This window comes from Lactonifactor sp. BIOML-A5 (assembly GCF_009677585.1).
Classification (GTDB): Bacteria; Bacillota; Clostridia; order Lachnospirales; family Lachnospiraceae; genus Lactonifactor.
In genome coordinates this window covers 121,401-140,130 of the sequence record NZ_WKYV01000007.1, presented here as the reverse complement: position 1 = coordinate 140,130, position 18,730 = coordinate 121,401, and the positions used below count along the sequence as shown (strand labels likewise).

At 45.8% G+C, this 18,730-nt stretch carries 17 protein-coding genes and 1 tRNA gene; 1 reads left to right on the top strand and 17 read right to left on the bottom strand.

The window, feature by feature from the left end; all coding sequences use genetic code 11:
• Positions 1–130: 130 nt before the first annotated feature.
• The 16 genes from GKG41_RS07955 to GKG41_RS07880 all read right to left on the bottom strand — a co-directional run bounded on the left by GKG41_RS07955 (position 131) and on the right by GKG41_RS07880 (position 16,037).
• Positions 131–1,078 (bottom strand): bifunctional riboflavin kinase/FAD synthetase, encoded by a 948-nt coding sequence (locus GKG41_RS07955; protein WP_154258000.1) that lies wholly within the window; start codon positions 1,076–1,078, stop codon positions 131–133.
• Positions 1,075–1,968, bottom strand: coding sequence for a tRNA pseudouridine(55) synthase TruB (gene truB / locus GKG41_RS07950; protein ID WP_154257999.1), 894 nt, complete (start codon positions 1,966–1,968; stop codon positions 1,075–1,077). The genes GKG41_RS07955 and truB overlap by 4 nt, the downstream gene beginning before the upstream one ends.
• The gene (locus GKG41_RS07945) at positions 1,965–2,933 is read right to left on the bottom strand and encodes a bifunctional oligoribonuclease/PAP phosphatase NrnA (RefSeq protein WP_154257998.1); all 969 of its coding nucleotides are present in this window, start codon (positions 2,931–2,933) and stop codon (positions 1,965–1,967) included. The genes truB and GKG41_RS07945 overlap by 4 nt, the downstream gene beginning before the upstream one ends.
• On the bottom strand, positions 2,926–3,312 hold the full coding sequence (gene rbfA, locus GKG41_RS07940; RefSeq protein WP_154257997.1) for a 30S ribosome-binding factor RbfA: 387 nt from the start codon (positions 3,310–3,312) through the stop codon (positions 2,926–2,928). The genes GKG41_RS07945 and rbfA overlap by 8 nt, the downstream gene beginning before the upstream one ends.
• Before the next feature lie 54 nt (positions 3,313–3,366).
• A complete protein-coding gene (gene infB / locus GKG41_RS07935; protein ID WP_154257996.1) occupies positions 3,367–6,306 on the bottom strand; it encodes a translation initiation factor IF-2 in 2,940 nt (979 codons plus the stop codon).
• Positions 6,307–6,326: 20 nt separating this feature from the next.
• A complete protein-coding gene (locus GKG41_RS07930) occupies positions 6,327–6,638 on the bottom strand; it encodes a ribosomal L7Ae/L30e/S12e/Gadd45 family protein (protein ID WP_072850142.1) in 312 nt (103 codons plus the stop codon).
• Complete coding sequence (locus GKG41_RS07925) at positions 6,625–6,903, bottom strand: YlxR family protein (protein WP_154257995.1); 279 nt, start codon at positions 6,901–6,903, stop codon at positions 6,625–6,627. The genes GKG41_RS07930 and GKG41_RS07925 overlap by 14 nt, the downstream gene beginning before the upstream one ends.
• A gap of 12 nt (positions 6,904–6,915) precedes the next feature.
• Entirely contained in the window at positions 6,916–8,085 is a 1,170-nt protein-coding gene (nusA, locus tag GKG41_RS07920) for a transcription termination factor NusA (RefSeq protein ID WP_154257994.1), read from the bottom strand.
• Between the two features lie 21 nt (positions 8,086–8,106).
• Positions 8,107–8,574 carry a ribosome maturation factor RimP gene (gene rimP, locus GKG41_RS07915; RefSeq protein ID WP_154257993.1) on the bottom strand — a complete coding sequence of 156 codons (468 nt, stop codon included), beginning with the start codon at positions 8,572–8,574 and terminating at the stop codon, positions 8,107–8,109.
• 166 nt (positions 8,575–8,740) lie between these two features.
• On the bottom strand, positions 8,741–10,978 hold the full coding sequence (locus GKG41_RS07910) for a DNA topoisomerase (ATP-hydrolyzing) (protein WP_154257992.1): 2,238 nt from the start codon (positions 10,976–10,978) through the stop codon (positions 8,741–8,743).
• A 12-nt stretch (positions 10,979–10,990) separates the two neighbouring features.
• Positions 10,991–12,913, bottom strand: coding sequence for a DNA gyrase subunit B (locus GKG41_RS07905; RefSeq protein ID WP_154257991.1), 1,923 nt, complete (start codon positions 12,911–12,913; stop codon positions 10,991–10,993).
• Between the two features lie 17 nt (positions 12,914–12,930).
• Complete coding sequence (locus GKG41_RS07900) at positions 12,931–13,380, bottom strand: threonine/serine exporter family protein (protein WP_154257990.1); 450 nt, start codon at positions 13,378–13,380, stop codon at positions 12,931–12,933.
• 3 nt (positions 13,381–13,383) lie between these two features.
• Positions 13,384–14,136: a threonine/serine exporter family protein gene (locus GKG41_RS07895; RefSeq protein ID WP_154257989.1), complete on the bottom strand. Its 753-nt coding sequence runs from the start codon at positions 14,134–14,136 to the stop codon at positions 13,384–13,386.
• Between the two features lie 134 nt (positions 14,137–14,270).
• On the bottom strand, positions 14,271–14,792 hold the full coding sequence (locus GKG41_RS07890; protein ID WP_154257988.1) for a phosphatase PAP2 family protein: 522 nt from the start codon (positions 14,790–14,792) through the stop codon (positions 14,271–14,273).
• A 17-nt stretch (positions 14,793–14,809) separates the two neighbouring features.
• A complete protein-coding gene (locus tag GKG41_RS07885; protein ID WP_154257987.1) occupies positions 14,810–15,124 on the bottom strand; it encodes a DUF3784 domain-containing protein in 315 nt (104 codons plus the stop codon).
• Between the two features lie 67 nt (positions 15,125–15,191).
• Positions 15,192–16,037, bottom strand: a complete 846-nt coding sequence (locus GKG41_RS07880; protein ID WP_154257986.1) for a PHP domain-containing protein — start codon at positions 16,035–16,037, stop codon at positions 15,192–15,194.
• 96 nt (positions 16,038–16,133) lie between these two features.
• Here GKG41_RS07880 and GKG41_RS07875 point away from each other — a divergent pair.
• Positions 16,134–16,205, top strand: a tRNA-Glu gene (locus GKG41_RS07875).
• A gap of 387 nt (positions 16,206–16,592) precedes the next feature.
• Here GKG41_RS07875 and GKG41_RS07870 read toward each other — a convergent pair.
• Positions 16,593–18,728, bottom strand: coding sequence for an RNA degradosome polyphosphate kinase (locus GKG41_RS07870; RefSeq protein WP_154257985.1), 2,136 nt, complete (start codon positions 18,726–18,728; stop codon positions 16,593–16,595).
• Between the last annotated feature and the right edge of the window lie 2 nt (positions 18,729–18,730).

The following is an 18,730-nucleotide window of genomic DNA, read 5'->3' as shown; positions in this document are numbered from 1 at the left end:
CCTTAGTAAAAAATATGTCTGGATTGATTCAGGAACGCCTTAGCGTACCCCTGCGTAACATGCGCCATACCAGGCACAAACGCCTGCTTTCAAGATGAAAATTTAACATCTTTTTAACGCAGCACTTCTACTATAAGATAAAATTTTTAATTTGTCCATATCCCAAACGAAAATATTCCCTGCCCTTTTCATTATCCTGCAGGAGCTGCTCCTTCAGAAGTTCCATAGACCCGAATTTTTTTTCATGCCGAAGAAAATGAAAAAATAAGACCTCAGACTCTTTTCCGTATAAATCCTCGTCGCAGTCAAAGAGATACGTTTCCACTCCCAGAAAATTTTCTTTTACCGTGGGTTTGTATCCCACATTAGTAATCCCCTGATAAACGTTCCCGTCTATGATGGATTTTGTCACATAGACGCCGTTGGGCGGAAATTTTTTCTTCGTGGAAGGGATGATATTGGTAGTGGGAATCCCGATGGTTCTTCCCAGCTGTCTTCCCCGGACGATCTCTCCTTTGGTAAAAAACGTATATCCAAGAAGCTGAGATACCGTCTCCATATTCCCTTTTTCCAGTTCCTCTCTGATGTATGTACTGCTGATCTCTCTGTCTTCGTATCTTTCCTTTTCGATTATCTCCACGGTATAGCCATACTTACCGGCCATGTCCTCCAGCATACGCACATCCCCCCGCCGTTCATGTCCAAAGCGGAAATCTGTCCCCACGACTATGCAGGCGGCATGCAGACGGTTCACAAGAAATTCCTTTATAAAGTTTTCAGCCTCCATGTGTATGACTTCATCGGTGAAGGGGCACTCCACAAGATAGTCCACCCCCAGCTCCTCTATCATTTCCGCCCGCTCCTCATTGGTCAGAAGAGATTTCAGATTGGATTTTCCCAGTTTTACAAGAGGAGAGACATCAAAAGTAAAGATGACTGTCTGATAGCCATCTTTTCCAATCTCAAGCACCCTGTGAATCAGCTTCTGATGACCTCTGTGCAGACCATCGAACTTTCCCAGTGTAATCACACTCTTCTGTCCTTCCTCGAACTGGGGCACAACTGTTGTACTGATCATGTCTCCTCCTTAAACATCTTAACCAGCATATACCGCCGGCGTTCCTCCTGATACTGGTATATGCCAATAAACATACCCTGGCTGTCATATACCCGGACCCATGAATCCTTTATAGGTATCATTTGGCCCGGACAGGAAAAAGAATTTCCATTGTGCAGCGCCTTATCCATGCTGGGACTTCCACAGATCCGGGGATATTCAGAAAACATTTCCTCTATAGGCAGAACATCCTGTTCCAGAATGCCGTTTTCCTTCCGCTGCCGAATCTCGTCCAAAGTAAGGCTTTCCTGTATCCTGAAACGTTCCACACGGGTGCGTGTCAGCTGTTCCATACAGCCACCGCATCCTAATTTCTGTCCGATATCGTGGCAGAGTGTCCGTATGTAAGTTCCCTTGGAACATGTAACTGACAGCTTTACCCTGGGAAGGCACAGCTCCGTCACATCAATACTGTAAAAAGAGACCTTCCTCGCCCTTCGCTCCACTTCTATGCCCTCCCGAGCCAGCTCGTACAGTTTCTTTCCATTTACCTTCAGGGCAGAATACATGGGAGGGATCTGCATCTGCTCTCCCACAAATCCGCGGATACAGTCTCTTACCTCCTCTTCCGTAACAGTAACCGGGGATTCTTCCAGAATCCTGCCGGAAGTATCCTGGGTATCTGTGACCGTGCCGAGCAGCAGCACCGTCTCATAAGATTTATCTTTCTCTGTAAGCATGTCGCAGAGCTTTGTAGCTTTTCCGAGACATACCGGCAGGACACCTACGGCATCCGGATCCAGTGTCCCTGTATGGCCTATTTTTTTCTGTTTCAGAATTCCTCTCAGTTTTGCCACCACATCGTGGGAGGTATAGCCCTTTTCTTTATAAACGTTAAGTACTCCGTTCATGAAAGTATTTCCTTCTCTCTCAGCTGTTTTTCTATGTGGAGCGTAAGATTATTGATCACATCATAGGAGCTTCCCTGCAGGGTGCATCCTGCTGCTTTTACATGGCCTCCTCCCCCAAAGTACGAGGCAATTGCACTAACATCCACCGCCCCGTTGGAACGCAGGCTTACTTTATACTCCTGGGCCGAAGTCTGGTACATAAAAACCGCCGCCTCAACGCCCCGGGTTACACGCAGCTGGCTCACAATGCCGTCCAGCTCTTTTGCCTGGATACCGTAGAATTCCATGTCCTTTTCATTGACAACACCCACAATGCATTTGCCGTCCAGCACAAGAATGCTCTCCATGAGACACCGGCCCAGTACCTGATTCTGCACATAACTCTTTGTGTAAAAAGACTCATCTACAATATGGCTGAAGTCTATCCCTTTATCCATGAGAATCCCTGCTATGGTCATGGTTCTGGAGGAGGTGCAGGAATACTGGAAAACGCCTGTATCATGGACAATCCCCGTATAAAGAGCCGCTGCACAGTCGGTTGAAATTTTTTCTTCCTCCAGCATTTCAAACAGCACCTCGCAGGAGGAGCTGCTGTCGGGGACAATTACGTTTATGTCGCCAAACCCCGGATTGCTGATGTGGTGATCGATGCAAAGACGTTTTTCTGCATGTTCAAAACAGGAAAACGCAACGCCAATGCGGTCTGGGGCGCTGGCGTCCAGAGTGATAAACAGATCATACGTTTGTTCCTCCCGGCAGATGGTCTGTATCTGGTCCAAATCCCGGATATAGGAAAACCCTTCTTTAGGCTCTTCCAGATATACGTCCGTCTCAAGGGAAGGATAATTCTCTTTCAGGTACAGGTAAAGCCCCATGCAGGAGCCCACGCAGTCTCCGTCCGGACGTACATGGCCTGCTATGGCCACCGTCCGGATACCTTCCAGCTGCGAAGCCAGTTTAATCATTCTTATCATCTTCCTTCTGTTCGAAATCCTGATTGTTTACTTCCTGAATCAATTTTGACATATTAACACCGTATTCAATGGAGGTGTCCAGCACAAATCGGATTTGGGGGGTATTGCGCAGATTAATATTTTTGGCCAGCTGATTTTTCAGAAAGCCTTCTGCACTCTTTAAACCTGCCAGAGTATCTTCCTTTGCCTTGTCATCCCCCATAACACTGATGTAGGCCTTACAGGTTTTCAGATCCGGCGCCACCTCAACAGCGGTTACTGATGTCAGCGGATGAATACGGGGATCTTTCAGATCCCCCCGGATTAGATTGGCCAGTTCTCTTTGAACTTCCCCATTAATCCTTGTATTCTTTATACTGTTTTTTCTCATATCTATTCTCACTTTCTGTCTTTTCAGGTACAGCCGCAGGCAGCCCCCTGGATTCTAGCGAGGAACTTCTACCATAATATAGGCTTCTACCTTATCTTCTTCTTTTACGTCATTGAAGTCCTGGAATACCAAGCCGCACTCGTACCCGGCTTTTACTTCCTTCACATCGTCCTTGAAACGCTTCAGAGATGCCAGCGGTCCCTCGAAGATCTGCTCATCTTCACGGGTAATACGCACTTTGCAGCCTCTCTGGAAGATACCGTCCAGGACATAGGATCCTGCAATAGTACCGATGCCGGAAGCCTTGAAGGTCTGGCGGACTTCGCCGTGGCCGATGACTTTCTCCTCATATACCGGATCCAGCATGCCGTTCATAGCTGCTTCCACATCCTCAATGGCCTGATAAATGACGCGGTACAGGCGCAGATCCACCCCTTCCTGTTCTGCAATCGCTTTTGCAGTAGCATCAGGACGGACATTAAATCCGATAATAATCGCATTAGAGGCAGAGGCCAGGGTAACGTCTGATTCATTGATAGCGCCTACGCCCCCATGGATCACCTTGACAATTACTTCTTCATTAGACAGCTTTACAAGACTCTGTTTTACTGCCTCCACAGAACCCTGTACGTCTGCTTTTACAACAATCGGAAGCTCCTTTAAATTACCTGCTTTAATCTGTGTAAATAAATCGTCCAGAGACATTTTTGCTTTGGTATCCTCCAGAAGTTTATTCTTACCTTCTGACACAAAGGTCTCAGCAAATTGTTTTGCCTCTTTGTCGTTGTCAAGAGCGACGAGAATCTCTCCTGCATTGGGCACATCGGAAAGTCCCAGAATCTCTACGGGTGTGGAAGGACCTGCTTCTTTTACCCGTCTTCCCTTGTCATCCATCATGGCGCGCACTTTACCGGAGCAGGAACCTGCGGCGATAAAATCTCCCACCTGCAGAGTGCCTTTCTGGACCAGAATCGTTGCCACAGGGCCCTTACCTTTATCCAGCTCTGCCTCAATAACAAGGCCTCTGGCTTTTCTCTTTGGATTGGCTTTCAGTTCTCCCACCTCTGCAGTGAGAAGAATCATTTCCAGAAGTTCATCAATTCCGTCTCCGGAATGGGCGGATACAGGCACAAAGATCGTGCTGCCGCCCCAATCCTCGGGAATCAGCTCATATTCAGATAATTCCTGTTTTACCTTTTCTACATTGGCACTTGGCTTATCAATCTTATTGACAGCTACAATTATCTCTGTGCCGGCAGCCTTTGCATGATTAATGGCCTCCACCGTCTGGGGCATAACACCGTCATCTGCGGCGACTACCAGAATTGCAATATCAGTAGCGTTGGCACCGCGCATTCTCATGGCAGTAAATGCCTCATGTCCCGGAGTATCCAGGAAGGTAATCTTCTGTCCGTTGATACTTACTACATAGGCGCCGATATGCTGGGTGATTCCTCCGGCTTCTTTGTCTGTTACATGTGTATTACGAATAGCGTCCAGAAGAGAGGTCTTGCCGTGGTCTACATGCCCCATAACACAGACAACAGGCGGTCTGGATACAAGCAGGCTGTTATCCTCCTCTTCCTCTCTGAGCAGTTCCTCGATGACATCGATTTTCTCTTCCGGTTCTGCTATAATATCATAGCTTAATGCGATCTCCTGTGCCTTCTCAAAGTCAATCTCATGATTAACCGTAACCAGGATTCCTTCCAGGAATAACTTCTTAACGATTACAGACGGCTGCATCTTCATCTTTTCAGCCAGCTCCCGGATTGTCATCTTTTCCGGAAGGGTAATCTCCTTGATTTCTTCCTTCTTTTCTTCCTGTTTCGGCTGAGGATTCGGTCTCTGAAGAGCTTTCGGAAGCCTCTGATTCGGTCTTCTTCCCCCCTGGTTCGGCCGCTTTCCGCCACTGCCCTGGTTTTTGTACTCTTCTCTCTTGACATCCTTTTTCTTATTATCTCTGTTCAGCTTACGGCTGTCTTTGTCAACGATCTCAATTTTTGAATCTGTTGGTTTGTTTCTTGTATCCGGACCATTTTTCCGGAAATCATTGGTTCTCCCCGCGGGTCTCTGACCGTCATTGCTTCTGTAACCTCCGCCCGGTCTCTGGCCGTCATTGCTTCTGTAGCCTCCACCTTGTCTCTGGCCGTCATTGCTTCTTTGATAGCCTCCGGCTGGTCTCTGGCCGTCATTGCTTCTCTGGTAGCCCCCGCCTTGTCTCTGGCCGTCATTGCTTCTCTGATAGCCTCCCGCTGGTCTCTGGCCGTCATTATTTCTCTGATAGCCTCCCGCTGGTCTCTGGCCGTCATTATTTCTCTGGTAGCTTCCCGCTGGTCTCTGGCCGTCATTATTTCTCTGATAGCCTCCTGTCGGTCTCTGGCCCCCCTGAGGTCTCTGATAATTTCCGGTCCCCCTCTGGCCGTCACCGTTTCTCTGGCCGTCATTATTTCTCTGGTATCCTCCCGCCGGCCTCTGGCCTCCCTGGGTTCTCTGATAACCTCCGCCGCTTCTCTGACTGCTTCCGGTTCTCTGATTGCCGCCGGTGCTTCTCTGACTATTATTAGCCGGCCGCTGATTGTTATTCACTGGTCTTGAACTATTTTCACTCATAGCTTTTACATTACTCTCTGTTGGCCTGGGAGTGCTGTCCCCCTGGCTTGCTGGTGTATTTTGAACAGGTTTCTCAGTGTCACTGTGTACCGGGTGTTCTGTCTGAGGACGGCCCTGGTACGGGCGGCTCTGACTGGAACGCTGAGGGCCTTTGCCTCGTCTGTCCCCTCCATTGCTGGCGTTCTGAGGACGGAACACCTGAATAATATTGGATTTCTTTTTGGGCTTTTCAAAATGCTCTTTCACTGCCTTCACATGATCGTCTTCCAGACTGCTCATATGGCTTTTGACTTCTATATTTTTCTCTTTCAGAAAATCTAATACCTCCTTGTTTGTTTTATCTAGTTCTTTAGCAAGTTCATGTACTCTAATTTTTGACATACTTACTACCTCCTTTTCTATTACGAATTCATTTCCAGTTGCTTTTCGATTGCCTTAGCAAAATTTTCATCGGTTACTGCCAGGGAAGCCCGGAATTCTTTTCCAATCGCCCTGCCCAGTTCTTCCTTTTCTCCCAGGAAATACAGTGGAACCTGGTAGTAAGAGCAGGAATTTCCGAATTTCTTTTTGGTATTCCCGGAGGCTGACTCCGCGACCACAACCAAAAAAGCAGTTCCTGTTTTCACAGCTTTTTCCGTAGAAAATTCTCCGCTCACAACTTTGCCGGCTTTCATTGCCAATCCTATCAGAGATAGTACTTTATGATTTATCAATAACTTCTAACTCCTTTTTCAAGCTTTCATACACATCTTTTGGAATTCCCATCTTTAATGAGCGTTCCAGCCCTTTATTTTTTTGGGCTTTCTCCAGACAGTCTCTGGAAAAACAAAGGTATGCACCTCTTCCGTTTTTCTTGCCAGTCGTGTCCAGCACAATCTCATCCTCTGTTGTCTTTAAGATGCGCAGCATTTCTTTCTTACTTTTCATCTCACCACACCCAATGCACTTGCGCATAGGTACTTTTCGAACGGTGCCCATAACTCTCACTTCCTACTCTTCAACGTCTTCCGGCTCATTATAGTAAGGCTCAGCTTCTTCCGTATATTCATTCTCATCCGGATAATATTCTTCGCCGTCCCCGTAGTCCTCTTCATACTCTTCTTCATAGTAATCAAAGTCACCGGCCTCTCTGGCCTGGGTCTCACTCTTTATATCAATTTTAAAGCCTGTCAGTCTTGCCGCAAGCCTTGCATTCTGTCCCTCTTTTCCGATTGCAAGAGAAAGCTGATAATCAGGCACTACAACCTGTGCCGTTTTCTCATCAGGATCCGCCATTACTGAAATCACCTTTGCGGGACTGAGGGCATTTTCAATCAATATCGCGGGATTGTCACTCCAGTTAATAATATCAATCTTCTCTCCTCTGAGTTCCTCTACGATGGCATTCACTCTCGCTCCGTTCATACCAACACAGGCGCCCACCGGGTCAACGTCCGGGTCGTTGGACCATACCGCGATTTTGGTTCTGGATCCTGCCTCCCTGGCGATGCTTTTTATCTCCACTGTTCCGTCTTTTACCTCGGTCACTTCTGATTCAAACAAACGCTTAACCAATTCTGGATGTGTCCGGGAAACTAAGATCTTAGGCCCCTTCGGGGTATCCTTTACCTCCAGAATATACAGCTTAATACGCTCTGTAGGACGAAAAACCTCACCCTTTACCTGCTCATTTTCCGTAAGGATAGCATCTGCTTTGCCAAGATTAATACTATAATTTTTGCCAAGATTTCTCTGAACAATACCCGTTACCACATCCTTTTCCTTGCCATAGTACTGGTTATAAATTACTTTGCGCTCTTCTTCACGGATCTTCTGAAGAATGACGTTTTTGGCATTCTGAGTGGCGATTCTTCCAAACTCCTTCGATTTAATCTCTATATTAACGATATCTCCGACTTCATATTTGGAATCAATCATCTTGGCATTGGCCAGACTGATCTCCACGATGGGATCCTCGACCTCTTCCACCACGGTCTTTTCTGCATATACCCCAAAGTCGCAGGTCTCCGGATTAATGTTTACTTTTACATTATCTGCTTTGCCGAAATGATTCTTACATGCCTGAATCAAAGACTGCTCAATTGCTTCCAAAAGAGTATCCTTACTGATTGATTTCTCTTTTTCCAGAATCTCCAGTGCCTCTAATAATTCTGTATTCATGTTACTTCTTCCTCCTAAATATTAAAAATCGAATGCCAATCGTATCAAAGCGATATCAGCCTTCTGAAACACCATCTCCGTTCCGTCTTCTCTGGAAATAGTTACACTATTGTCATCGTATGCTTTCAGAACTCCATAGAATTCTTTCTCCTTTTGAATCGCACGGTAGGTGCGTATTTCCAGCTCTTTTCCCATACTTCTGGCGTAGTCTTTTTCTTTCTTCAGCGGTCTCCCAAGCCCCGGAGAGCTGACTTCCATAATATATGCTTCCTCAATAAAGTCTTCTTCATCCAATTTATCGCTGAACGCACGGCTTACCACCTCACAGTCATCTACCGTTATGCCCCCTTCTTTGTCTATATAAGCCCTCAGATACCAGTTGCTTCCTTCTTTGACATACTCTACATCCACCAGTTCAAATCCATGGGACGCAACAATTGGGAGAAGAATGCTCTCTGCTTTTTGTTCATACACTTCTTTTTTACTCATGTTCTCACCACGCTTTCCGGATATTCCCTTACACGCGATAAGAGTGGACTCGCAAGCCCACTCTTATACTGTAGTATTATTTATATCTTATTAATATTAGCACTAATTCCCAGAAAAATCAAGCATCTTAGAAAATTTGGTAAGATTCCAATGGATACACGGTCGGCTAGACTCTTATCTTTGTGCCTTTTGTATCTCTTTTCGCCAGCTTCAGTTTATTAAGCGTTACCTCTTTATCCTTATATACTATCGTATACTCGCTCCGATTTTCCAGAAGATATGCCTCTTCCAGCGCGTCCTTTTCTCCCAGACGTATTCCCCGTACTCCAATGGCTGTTTTCTTCTTATAAGGAACTTCCTCCTTGAGAAATTTCAGAAAATATCCGTTCACAGACTGGAGCACCACATATTCCATGGGATCTGACACACCCACAAACAGAAGTTCATCCTCCCCGGAGAGCTTTGTAGCTGCAATGGTACGCTTAGATACATCAAATTCCTCCCCGGCCACCTGCTTAAGCATACCGGTCTTTGTTACAAACAGAAGGCTGGAAGCTTTTACAGACTCCAGGCTTCCCGCATAGAGAATCCGCTCCTGGGTGCTGTCATAATTGCTCAGATTATCAATAGGAGTCCCCTTATCCCGGAATCTCCCGTAGGGAACCTCCTGTACCTTAACTGTGTGCATCCTTCCTTTGTCTGTAAAAATACACACTTTATCCGTATTCATACAAGTAAACAGATATTTACTCTCACCGTCAGCGGTTTCCTTATTTCTCTCATAAGTTGCCTTGTCTATGGTCTTTGTATATCCGAAACGGTCCATCAGAAAGACTACTTCTGTCTCCTCAATCTTCTTTTCCTCATAAACTGCCTCTGCGGCATTTTCGACAGCGGTTCTTCTGGGTCTGCCGTACTCTTTTTTCACGGCAGTCAGTTCCTTTATTATCACATTGGCCATTGAATCATAGTTATTTAAGATATCCTCATATTTCGCTATATTGGCAAGTGTGATCTCATGCTCTTTCAGGAGAGCCTCTATCTCCAGGCCGATTAACTTATACAGGCGCATCTCCAGAATAGCCGTGGCCTGGCGCTCTGTGAATGCCAGCTTTTTAGCTGCCCGCTCGCTGGTTTTGCTCTTAAAGCGGATCCCCTCTGTTATTCCCTGAATCAGACAGTCTTTTACCTGCTTCTGATTTTTGCTGCCCCTCAATATCTCAATAATCAGGTCAATGACGTCGCATGCCTTCATCAGGCCTTCCTGAACTTCTTTTTTCTCCTGTTCCTTTGCCAGCAGTGTCTGATACTTTCTGGTGGCCACCTCAAACTGAAAATCCACATGGTATTCTATGATCTGCCTGAGGCTTAAAATCTCCGGCCGGCCATCGGCCACTGCCAGCATATTTGCTCCAAAGGTATCTTCCAGCCGTGTCTTTTTATAGAGCATATTCATAAGGTTTTCCGCATCTGCGCCTTTTCTCAGCTCAATGACGATACGGATGCCTTCCTTTGATGACTGGTTGGAGATGTCTACTATATCCGTAGTTTTCTTTGTCTCTACCAAAGACGCCACATCGTTTAAAAATTTACCGATATTGGCGCCAATCATGGTATAAGGAATCTCAGAGATCACAAGGAGTATCTTTCCGGCTTTACCCTTTTCAATCTCCACTTTGCCTCGGATACGGATCTTGCCGCTTCCTGTCTCATAGATTTGGAGAAGCTCATCCTTATTTACTACAATTCCGCCTGTGGGGAAATCTGGTCCCTTGATATATTTCATGAGACCTTCCGTGGTGATTCTGTTGTCCTTCATGTAGGCAATCACACCGTCAAGCACCTCCCCCAGATTGTGGGGAGGGATACTGGTAGCCATGCCCACGGCAATCCCGTCCGCTCCGTTCACCAGAAGATTGGGGATCCGCACGGGAAGCACGGCAGGTTCTTTCTCAGTCTCATCAAAGTTGGGTACAAAATCCACCACATCTTTGTCCATATCCTGAAGGTATACTTCCTGTGTAATCTTTTCCAGCCTGGCCTCTGTATAACGCATGGCTGCGGCGCCATCCCCCTCAATAGATCCAAAATTGCCATGGCCGTCTACCAGGGGCAGCCCCTTTTTGAATTCCTGAGCCATCACCACCAAAGCCTCGTAGATAGAGCTGTCACCGTGGGGATGGTATTTACCCATGGTGTCTCCCACAATACGGGCGCATTTCCGGTAGGGGCGATCGTAACGAATCCCAAGTTCGTACATGTCGTAGAGAGTACGCCTCTGCACCGGTTTCAGCCCGTCCCTGACATCGGGGAGTGCACGGGCTATAATAACACTCATGGCATAATCGATATATGATTTCTGCATAATCTCAGAATATTCGGTTCTAATGATATTATCCTGCATTTTCTACTCCTCCTATATATCCAGCTGTGCATCACGGGCGTGCTCATAGATAAATGCTTTTCTGGGCGGTACGTCTGTGCCCATGAGTACCTCAGTTACCTGGGAGGCCATACGGGCATCCTCAATTTCCACCCTCCGGAGCATCCTGGTCTCAGGATTCAGGGTTGTCTCCCAGAGCTGCTGGGCATCCATCTCTCCCAGTCCCTTGTATCTCTGTAGGTGGAAGGAACCTTTGTGCTTCTTCCGATACCGCTCCAGGGCCTTGTCGTCATACAGGTATTCTTCTTTTCCCCTGGCAGGCATGGCCTTATAGAGAGGAGGCATAGCAATATACACGTGCCCTTCATAGATGAGCTCCGGCATAAACCGATAGAACAAGGTGAGCAGCAGCGTGGAAATATGGGCACCATCCACATCCGCATCCGCCATAATAATTATCTTGTCATAGCGGAGCTTTGTAATATCGAAATCATTGCCGTAACCCTCTGAGAATCCGCAGCCAAAGGCATTGATCATGGTTTTGATCTCCGCGTTGGCCAGGACCTTATCAATGGTAGCCTTTTCTACATTCAGGATCTTTCCCCGAATGGGCAGAATCGCCTGAAAACTTCTGTCCCTGGCTGTCTTTGCGGACCCTCCCGCTGAGTCTCCCTCCACTATGAAGATCTCACAGATACCGGGATCTTTTTTCTCACAGTTTGCCAGCTTGCCGTTGGAGTCAAAGGAATATTTTTGTCTTGTCAGAAGATTTGTTTTTGCCCTCTCTTCTGTTTTTCGGATTTTGGCTGACTTCTCCGCACAGGCCAGAACATTTTTCAGGGTTTCCAGGTTCCGGTCAAAGTAATGTACGATCTCTTCGCCAGTCACCTTTCCGGCGGCTTTTGCAGCATCCTGGTTGTCTAGTTTGGTCTTTGTCTGTCCCTCAAATCTGGGCGACGGATGTTTGATGGAGACAACAGCGGTCATCCCATTTCTGATATCTGCCCCTGTAAAGTTCGGATCTTTTTCTTTCAGAATCCCCAGCTCACGGGCGTACGTATTCATCACTGTGGTAAAGGTAGTCTTAAAACCGGTAAGATGGGTCCCCCCTTCCGCATTGTAAATATTGTTGCAGAAGCCCAGAACATTTTCATGAAATCCATTGACGAACTGAAAGGCCACCTCCACAGTAATCCCCTCAGACTCCCCGGTAAAGTAGACGGGCTCATGGATAACCTCTTCCTTTTGATTTAAATCCTTGATAAAGCCTACAATGCCATCCGGTTCATGGTAAGTTACTGTCTCCGTTTCCTCTCTGCGCTTATCCTCAAATACTATAGTCAGTTTGGGATTGAGATAGGCAGTTTCGTGAAGGCGGCTTTTTACCTCAGTAGAAGAAAAGTTCGTTTTTTCAAATATCTCCGGGTCCGGAAGAAAATTCACACAGGTCCCTGTTGCCTTTGTCCTTCCCAGCTTGGGCAGCAGGCCGTCTTCCAGCTCTATCGTAGGAATGCCTCTCTCATAATGGTCATGGTGGATGTATCCCTCTCTGCTGATTTTTATATCCAGATACGTAGACAGGGCGTTAACCACCGATGAGCCCACACCGTGGAGTCCGCCGCTGGTTTTGTAGACAGAATCGTCGAATTTTCCTCCCGCATGAAGTGTTGTAAATACCAGACGCTCAGCCGACATCCCTTTGGCATGCATTCCCACAGGAATTCCTCTTCCGTTGTCCTCCACGGTTGCGGATCCGTCCGCCTCCAGGGTCACCCGAATATGATCGCAGAAGCCTGCCAGGTGCTCGTCCACTGCATTGTCCACGATCTCATAAATGAGGTGATTCAAACCTTTCCTGGAAACACTTCCTATATACATTCCCGGTCTTTTTCGGACCGCTTCCAGTCCCTCCAAAACGGAAATACTGTCCGCATCATAAGTATTTTTCTTAGCCATACTAACAATCCTTTCCCTTATTTATTTTCAAGCTTCCTCTGAATTTTTCCGATTATCTGCATCACTGAGGTTATCAGAATAATCCCAATGGCAATGGATCCGGCTTCCTGCAGCACCCATCTGGCATAGCGCCCGAACTCATCAGCCTGTCCTCTGACAAAAAAGTTCATCGTGTAGTAGAGATTTCCTCCCGGGATCAGAGGGATCAAAAAGGGAACCAGCAGTGTAATTACAGGGGTTTTCAAAACCCTTGCAAATATCTCTGCCATCACTGAAGCAAAGGCGGAGGCAGCAAGAAGTCCCACCACTTCGCTCTGAGAGAAATGCTGGGCGGCCAGAAAGACTGCCCAGGTGGCGCCCCCTCCTATGGTAACCAGAATGAGCTTCGAACGTTTTATATTAAAAAAGATGGAAAACCCCATGGACCCAAATGCGGCCATAATAATCTGTATGATATATTTGCTCATAATTTATGCTCCTAATGGAATTAATACAATTGCAAAGCCGACTGCCAGGGCAACGGAAATCAGCACAGCCTCCAGCAGGCGAAGTCCTCCTGAGATAATATCTCCGTGTATCATATCCCTGACCCCATTGGTGAGGGCCACTCCCGGCACAAGCAGCATAATATTGCCGATAATAATCTTATCAATAGAATGCCCCAGCCCCATACGGGTCAGAATCCAGGCACACAGCCCCCCTGCTGCCGAACAGATAATATTTTTAATGATTCGGTTCATTCCCACCCGTTCATTCAGCTTTACCATACAGCGGATGACAAGTCCGGTAACTGCAGCAGCGACTGCATCCATACAGTCGCCTCCAAAAAACACAGAAAAACATGCGGATATCATTACATAGGCCAGGCACATAATAAATTCGGGATATGTTTTGCTGTTGCGGATCCGCTCCAGACGTTCATCGATCGCCTCAATGCTCAAATGATATTCGCAGATATCCCTGGATAGGCGGTTGCACCGCTCCAGTCTCTCCAGGTCTGTATCATAAGCCAGAATCCGCCTGACCTGCGTCAGGATCCGTCCCTCTTTGGTATGAATGGTGACGATCAAACAGGAGGTTATGGAAAACACATCTGACTTCTCCATCTCATAAGCGCTGCAGATTCTGGTCACAGAATCCTCTACCCGGCTGATCTCTGCGCCGGCCATAAGCATCTGCGCCCCCAGTTCCAGAATACGATCCAGCAGTTTTTCATAATCCATAGTTCTTTCTCTTCTTCCTGATAATTTTCAAACATTTCTATTTTGCCATAAAAGGCAGGAAAATACCAGACCCGGATTCGTAAAATTTTTAACAAAAATGCGGCATAACATAAAATGTTACACCGCAGAACGAATCATTTCGTGTTTTGTTTTATTTTTTTCATACCCAGAAGTCCTTTTGCCGCTATTCCTACCAAAATCCCCAGAACAGCGCCTGCCAGCACATCTGTGGGAAAATGCACATACAGGTATAAGCGCGAGAACCCAATCAGGGCGGCCAGAAGAAAGGCAGCTATTCCCAGTCGTTTCTCCGTAAACCAGATTGCGGTTGCCGCAGCAAACCCCGACATGGTGTGCCCGGAGGGAAAGGAATAATCCCTGGGAACTGCTATGAGAAGCTCAATTCCGTCCTTAATCCAACAGGGCCGTTCCCTGGCAATCAGATTTTTAAGAATCAGGTTCCCCAGGATCAGATTCAGAATCAGCGCCAGCATAACAAGTACCCCGCCTTTTCTGTATTTTGGAATACACAAGAGTACAATTCCTGTTAGAATCCATATGATTCCTGAATTACCCAGCTTTGTTACAGATGTCATAATAGTATCCAGCATGGGAGTATGTATCTTTTGTAGGCTGTCCAGGATTGCGAATTCCATTGAAATCCTCCTATAATTTATTTTTTTATTTTACATTTAGTCGTCATGACCACAAGGCAGACAATTGCAACAACAATAATGGCCGGACCGTAGATCATGCGAATCACGGTAAACTTGTCAGACAGAAATACAAACGCAGCCTGAACAATGGTGATTAGTACCACCATTACGGTCATTAACCGGGTTGCTTTTTTCTCATCATAGATCTTCATGGCTTCTTTGCCCGATTTCCCCATACTTAAAAGCCAGCTTCCCTTTCCTGCCAGCATAATAAGGGTCAGGATTACAAGGATAGCCAGGATAAAATAGTCAAAAGACTGTACGTGTCCCATGGAAAACCTCCTTCCTCTATCTTTATCACTATATCTTAGATTAGAGAATAAATCAATTTACTTTCCATTATAATTTAATATTTAGCATATTTTCTAAAAGCTCAAGGGGAATTTTTAGGTTTCCCTTACCTGTCCCCAGGTCAATATCCGGCTTATTGCTCCCATGGAAGTCTGAACCCCCTGAGATTTTCAGACAATGACGTTTTGCCAGATGTGTCATATTCGTCTCGTCTACCCATCTATTTGTAGAATAAATAGCTTCCAGGGCATCCAGGCCTGCATGTTTCAGCTCTGTGACCAATTTTTCCAGATTGGCATCCGATAGATGATAAAGGAGAGGGTGGGCTAGAACAGCCGCTCCTTTTCCCTGGTGGATCAGGTGTATAGCCTGAAAAGGGGTTACCTTCTCTCTGGGAACAAAGCAAGGGGCATAGTCACCCAGATAGCGATCAAATGCCTCAGGCATGGAACGAACGTATTTGTGATCCAGCAGATAACGTGCAAAGTGTGCCCTGGTCCAAACAGCATCTGAGAAAGCAGCCTTCATAGAATCGTATGAAATTCCAATGCCTGCCTCTTGCAGTTTGGTAATCATTTTTAGATTACGAATATCTCTGGAGTTCTGAAACCGTTTCAGCTCGTTTTGAAAATGATAGTCTCCAATATCAATCCCAAGCCCTACGATATGAATATCTTTTCCCCAATAATTTGTAGATAGTTCTATCCCCGGAATAACTCTTACACCCAGGTGTCTGCCTTCTTCAACGGCTTCGGGAATGCCGTCGGTGGTATCATGATCTGTAAGGGCAAAGGCTTTCAGCCCTTTCTGAGCTGCATATTGTACCAACTCTGAAGGCGAATAGGTGCCGTCTGAGCAGGTGGAATGAACGTGTAAATCAACAAATTCTGGCATGAAATTACTCCTTAAAATTTTTTTTAAAATAATTATACAAAAAAGCTTGCATTTTTTCAAGAAATGTTATATTATATACAAGCACGGTTGAGATATGGTTCGTTGGTCAAGCGGTTAAGACGCCGCCCTCTCACGGCGGAAACAGGGGTTCGATTCCCCTACGAACTGTTTAAATAAGCCATAAAAAGGATTCCTGGAATTGAAAGGAATCCTTTTTATTTTTCATAACTATAATATAGAAATCTAGATTATCCTTGAAACGCCAGGTGTATCGCCATTAACTTGAATCTTCAGTGTTGAATTACTAATAATTTGCTACTTTCTGAAGATATTTGATATGACGGTATACTTAATACATATATAAAGAATACACAAAAATGTAGATAACATGTAATACTATAATTAGTGCTACATAACCTACGGTTTTGTAGTGAAAAACTATAAAGGTTGCCCTTTATAAAATGTAAGAAGGCTTTTCGTCTCAGCTTAAAAGGGACAGGCCACTCTTAATTGGGGACGTGTTCTTTCTAGAAAGAACACGTCCCCAATTAAGTTTTAAACTTCAGGTGCCTCTGCCGGAATGAAGATATGATCATGCCCTATCTCTTCCGTTCTTTTTGACTTTTCTTCTGCTTCTCTGCAGAAATAATCCTGAGAATTTACCAATACTTTTCCCCTTTTATCTATTTTTTCATAAGTACCGTCAGGCTGAAGGATATGAGCTTTCACATTGTCATCCAGCTGAATCTGCAGGATATGTTTTATTTCTTCTTTAATTTTCTCGTCCTCTACAGGAAAGATAATCTCCACTCGTTTATCCAGATTTCTCGGCATCCAGTCTGCGCTTCCCATAAAAATTTCTTCCTGGCCGTTGCTGAAGAAGTAAAAGATTCTGCTGTGTTCCAGAAAGGTTCCTATAATGGAACGGACGGTGATATTCTCGCTGACCCCCGGGATTCCTGTCTTCAGACAGCAAATGCCCCGGATAATCAAATCAATTTTTACGCCGGCAGCAGATGCTTCGTACAGGGCAGCTATAATATCCCTGTCACACAGGGAGTTCATCTTCGCTATGATATGCGCCGGGCGCCCATTTGCAGCGTTTTCCCGCTCCATTTCTATCTGGTGGAGGAAACGGTCCCTCATCCAGATAGGAGCAACCACCAATTTGTTCCAAGTCTTTGGTTCAGAGTAGCCTGACAGCATGTTAAATACTGCGGTGGCATCCTCTCCGATTCTGGCAGAACAGGTTAGAATTCCACAGTCTGTATACAGCTTAGCTGTGGTATCGTTGTAATTTCCGGTTCCCAAATGGACATATCTGCGGATCCCTGCCTCTTCCCTGCGCACTACCAGGGTTATCTTGCTGTGAGTTTTCAGCCCCAACAGTCCATAGATTACATGGCAGCCGGATTTCTCCAGCATTTTTGCCCACTCGATATTATTTTCCTCGTCAAATCTGGCCTTTAATTCTACCAGAACTGTGACCTGCTTCCCATTTTCAGCCGCAAGAGCCAGGGCAGCAATGATAGGGGAATTGCCGCTGACTCTGTATAATGTCTGTTTAATTGCCAGTACATCGGGATCCTTAGCAGCCTGTCTCACAAAATCCACCACAGGATTGAACGTCATATATGGATGATGGAGAAAGATATCCTTCCTTCGTATTTGTGTGAAAATATCTTCATCTGTCTGCATATCAGGTACCGGGCAAGGTTTGTAGCCTGGCGCCTTGTATTCATCAAATCCATCCATTCCGTAAAGTTTCATAAGAAATGTTAGGTCCAGAGGCCCATTGATGGCAAAAATATCCTCATCTTTGATAGCAAACTCTGCCTTTAGGATCTTCAGAAGGCGTTCGTCCATCTTGTCTTCTACTTCCAGGCGGATCACCTCACCCCACTGGCGTTTTTTCAGCTGCTTTTGAATTTCTTTCAAAAGATCCGCCGCCTCATCTTCGTCGATGGTCAAATCTGCATTTCTCATAATCCGGTAAGGATAAGCGCAGACAACATCAAAATTCAAAAAGAGTTTGCCGATATTCCGCTCAATAATTTCCTCCAGGAGTATTACTGCCTGATTCCCCTTTTCATCTTCCGGCAGCCGGATGATTCTGGGAAGTACTGAAGGTACCTGCACAGTTGCAAATTCCAGCTCGTCTTTCCCCTTCTTATCCTTTTTAGAGATCAGTGCTCCGATATTCAGTGTCTTGTTTCTGATAAGTGGAAATGGCCGGGCAGAGTCCATGGCCATGGGGGTCAGTACCGGATAAACATTATCTTCAAAATATTGATCCGCAAAAGCACACTGACGCTTTGTCAGATCTTCATGCTCCCGAATGAGAGACAGGCCGCATTTTTTCAGAGCCGGAAGCAGGGAACGGTTGTAAGTATTGTACTGGGCAGCAACCAGTTCCTGGGTGCTTTTGCTGATCTCCTTTAACTGCTCTTTTGGAGGCATACCTGCAATATCCGGCTTCGTATATTTGGCATGTACCATATCCTTTAAGGATGCCACCCGTATCATAAAAAACTCATCCAGATTTGACGCTGTTATACTTAGAAATTTCAGTCTTTCAAACAGAGGCAGGGATTTATCTTTTGCTTCGCTTAATACCCTCTCGTTAAATCCAATCCAGCTCAGCTCCCGGTTCCAGAAATATTCAGGGTTTGTATAATTTACTATTTCCATCT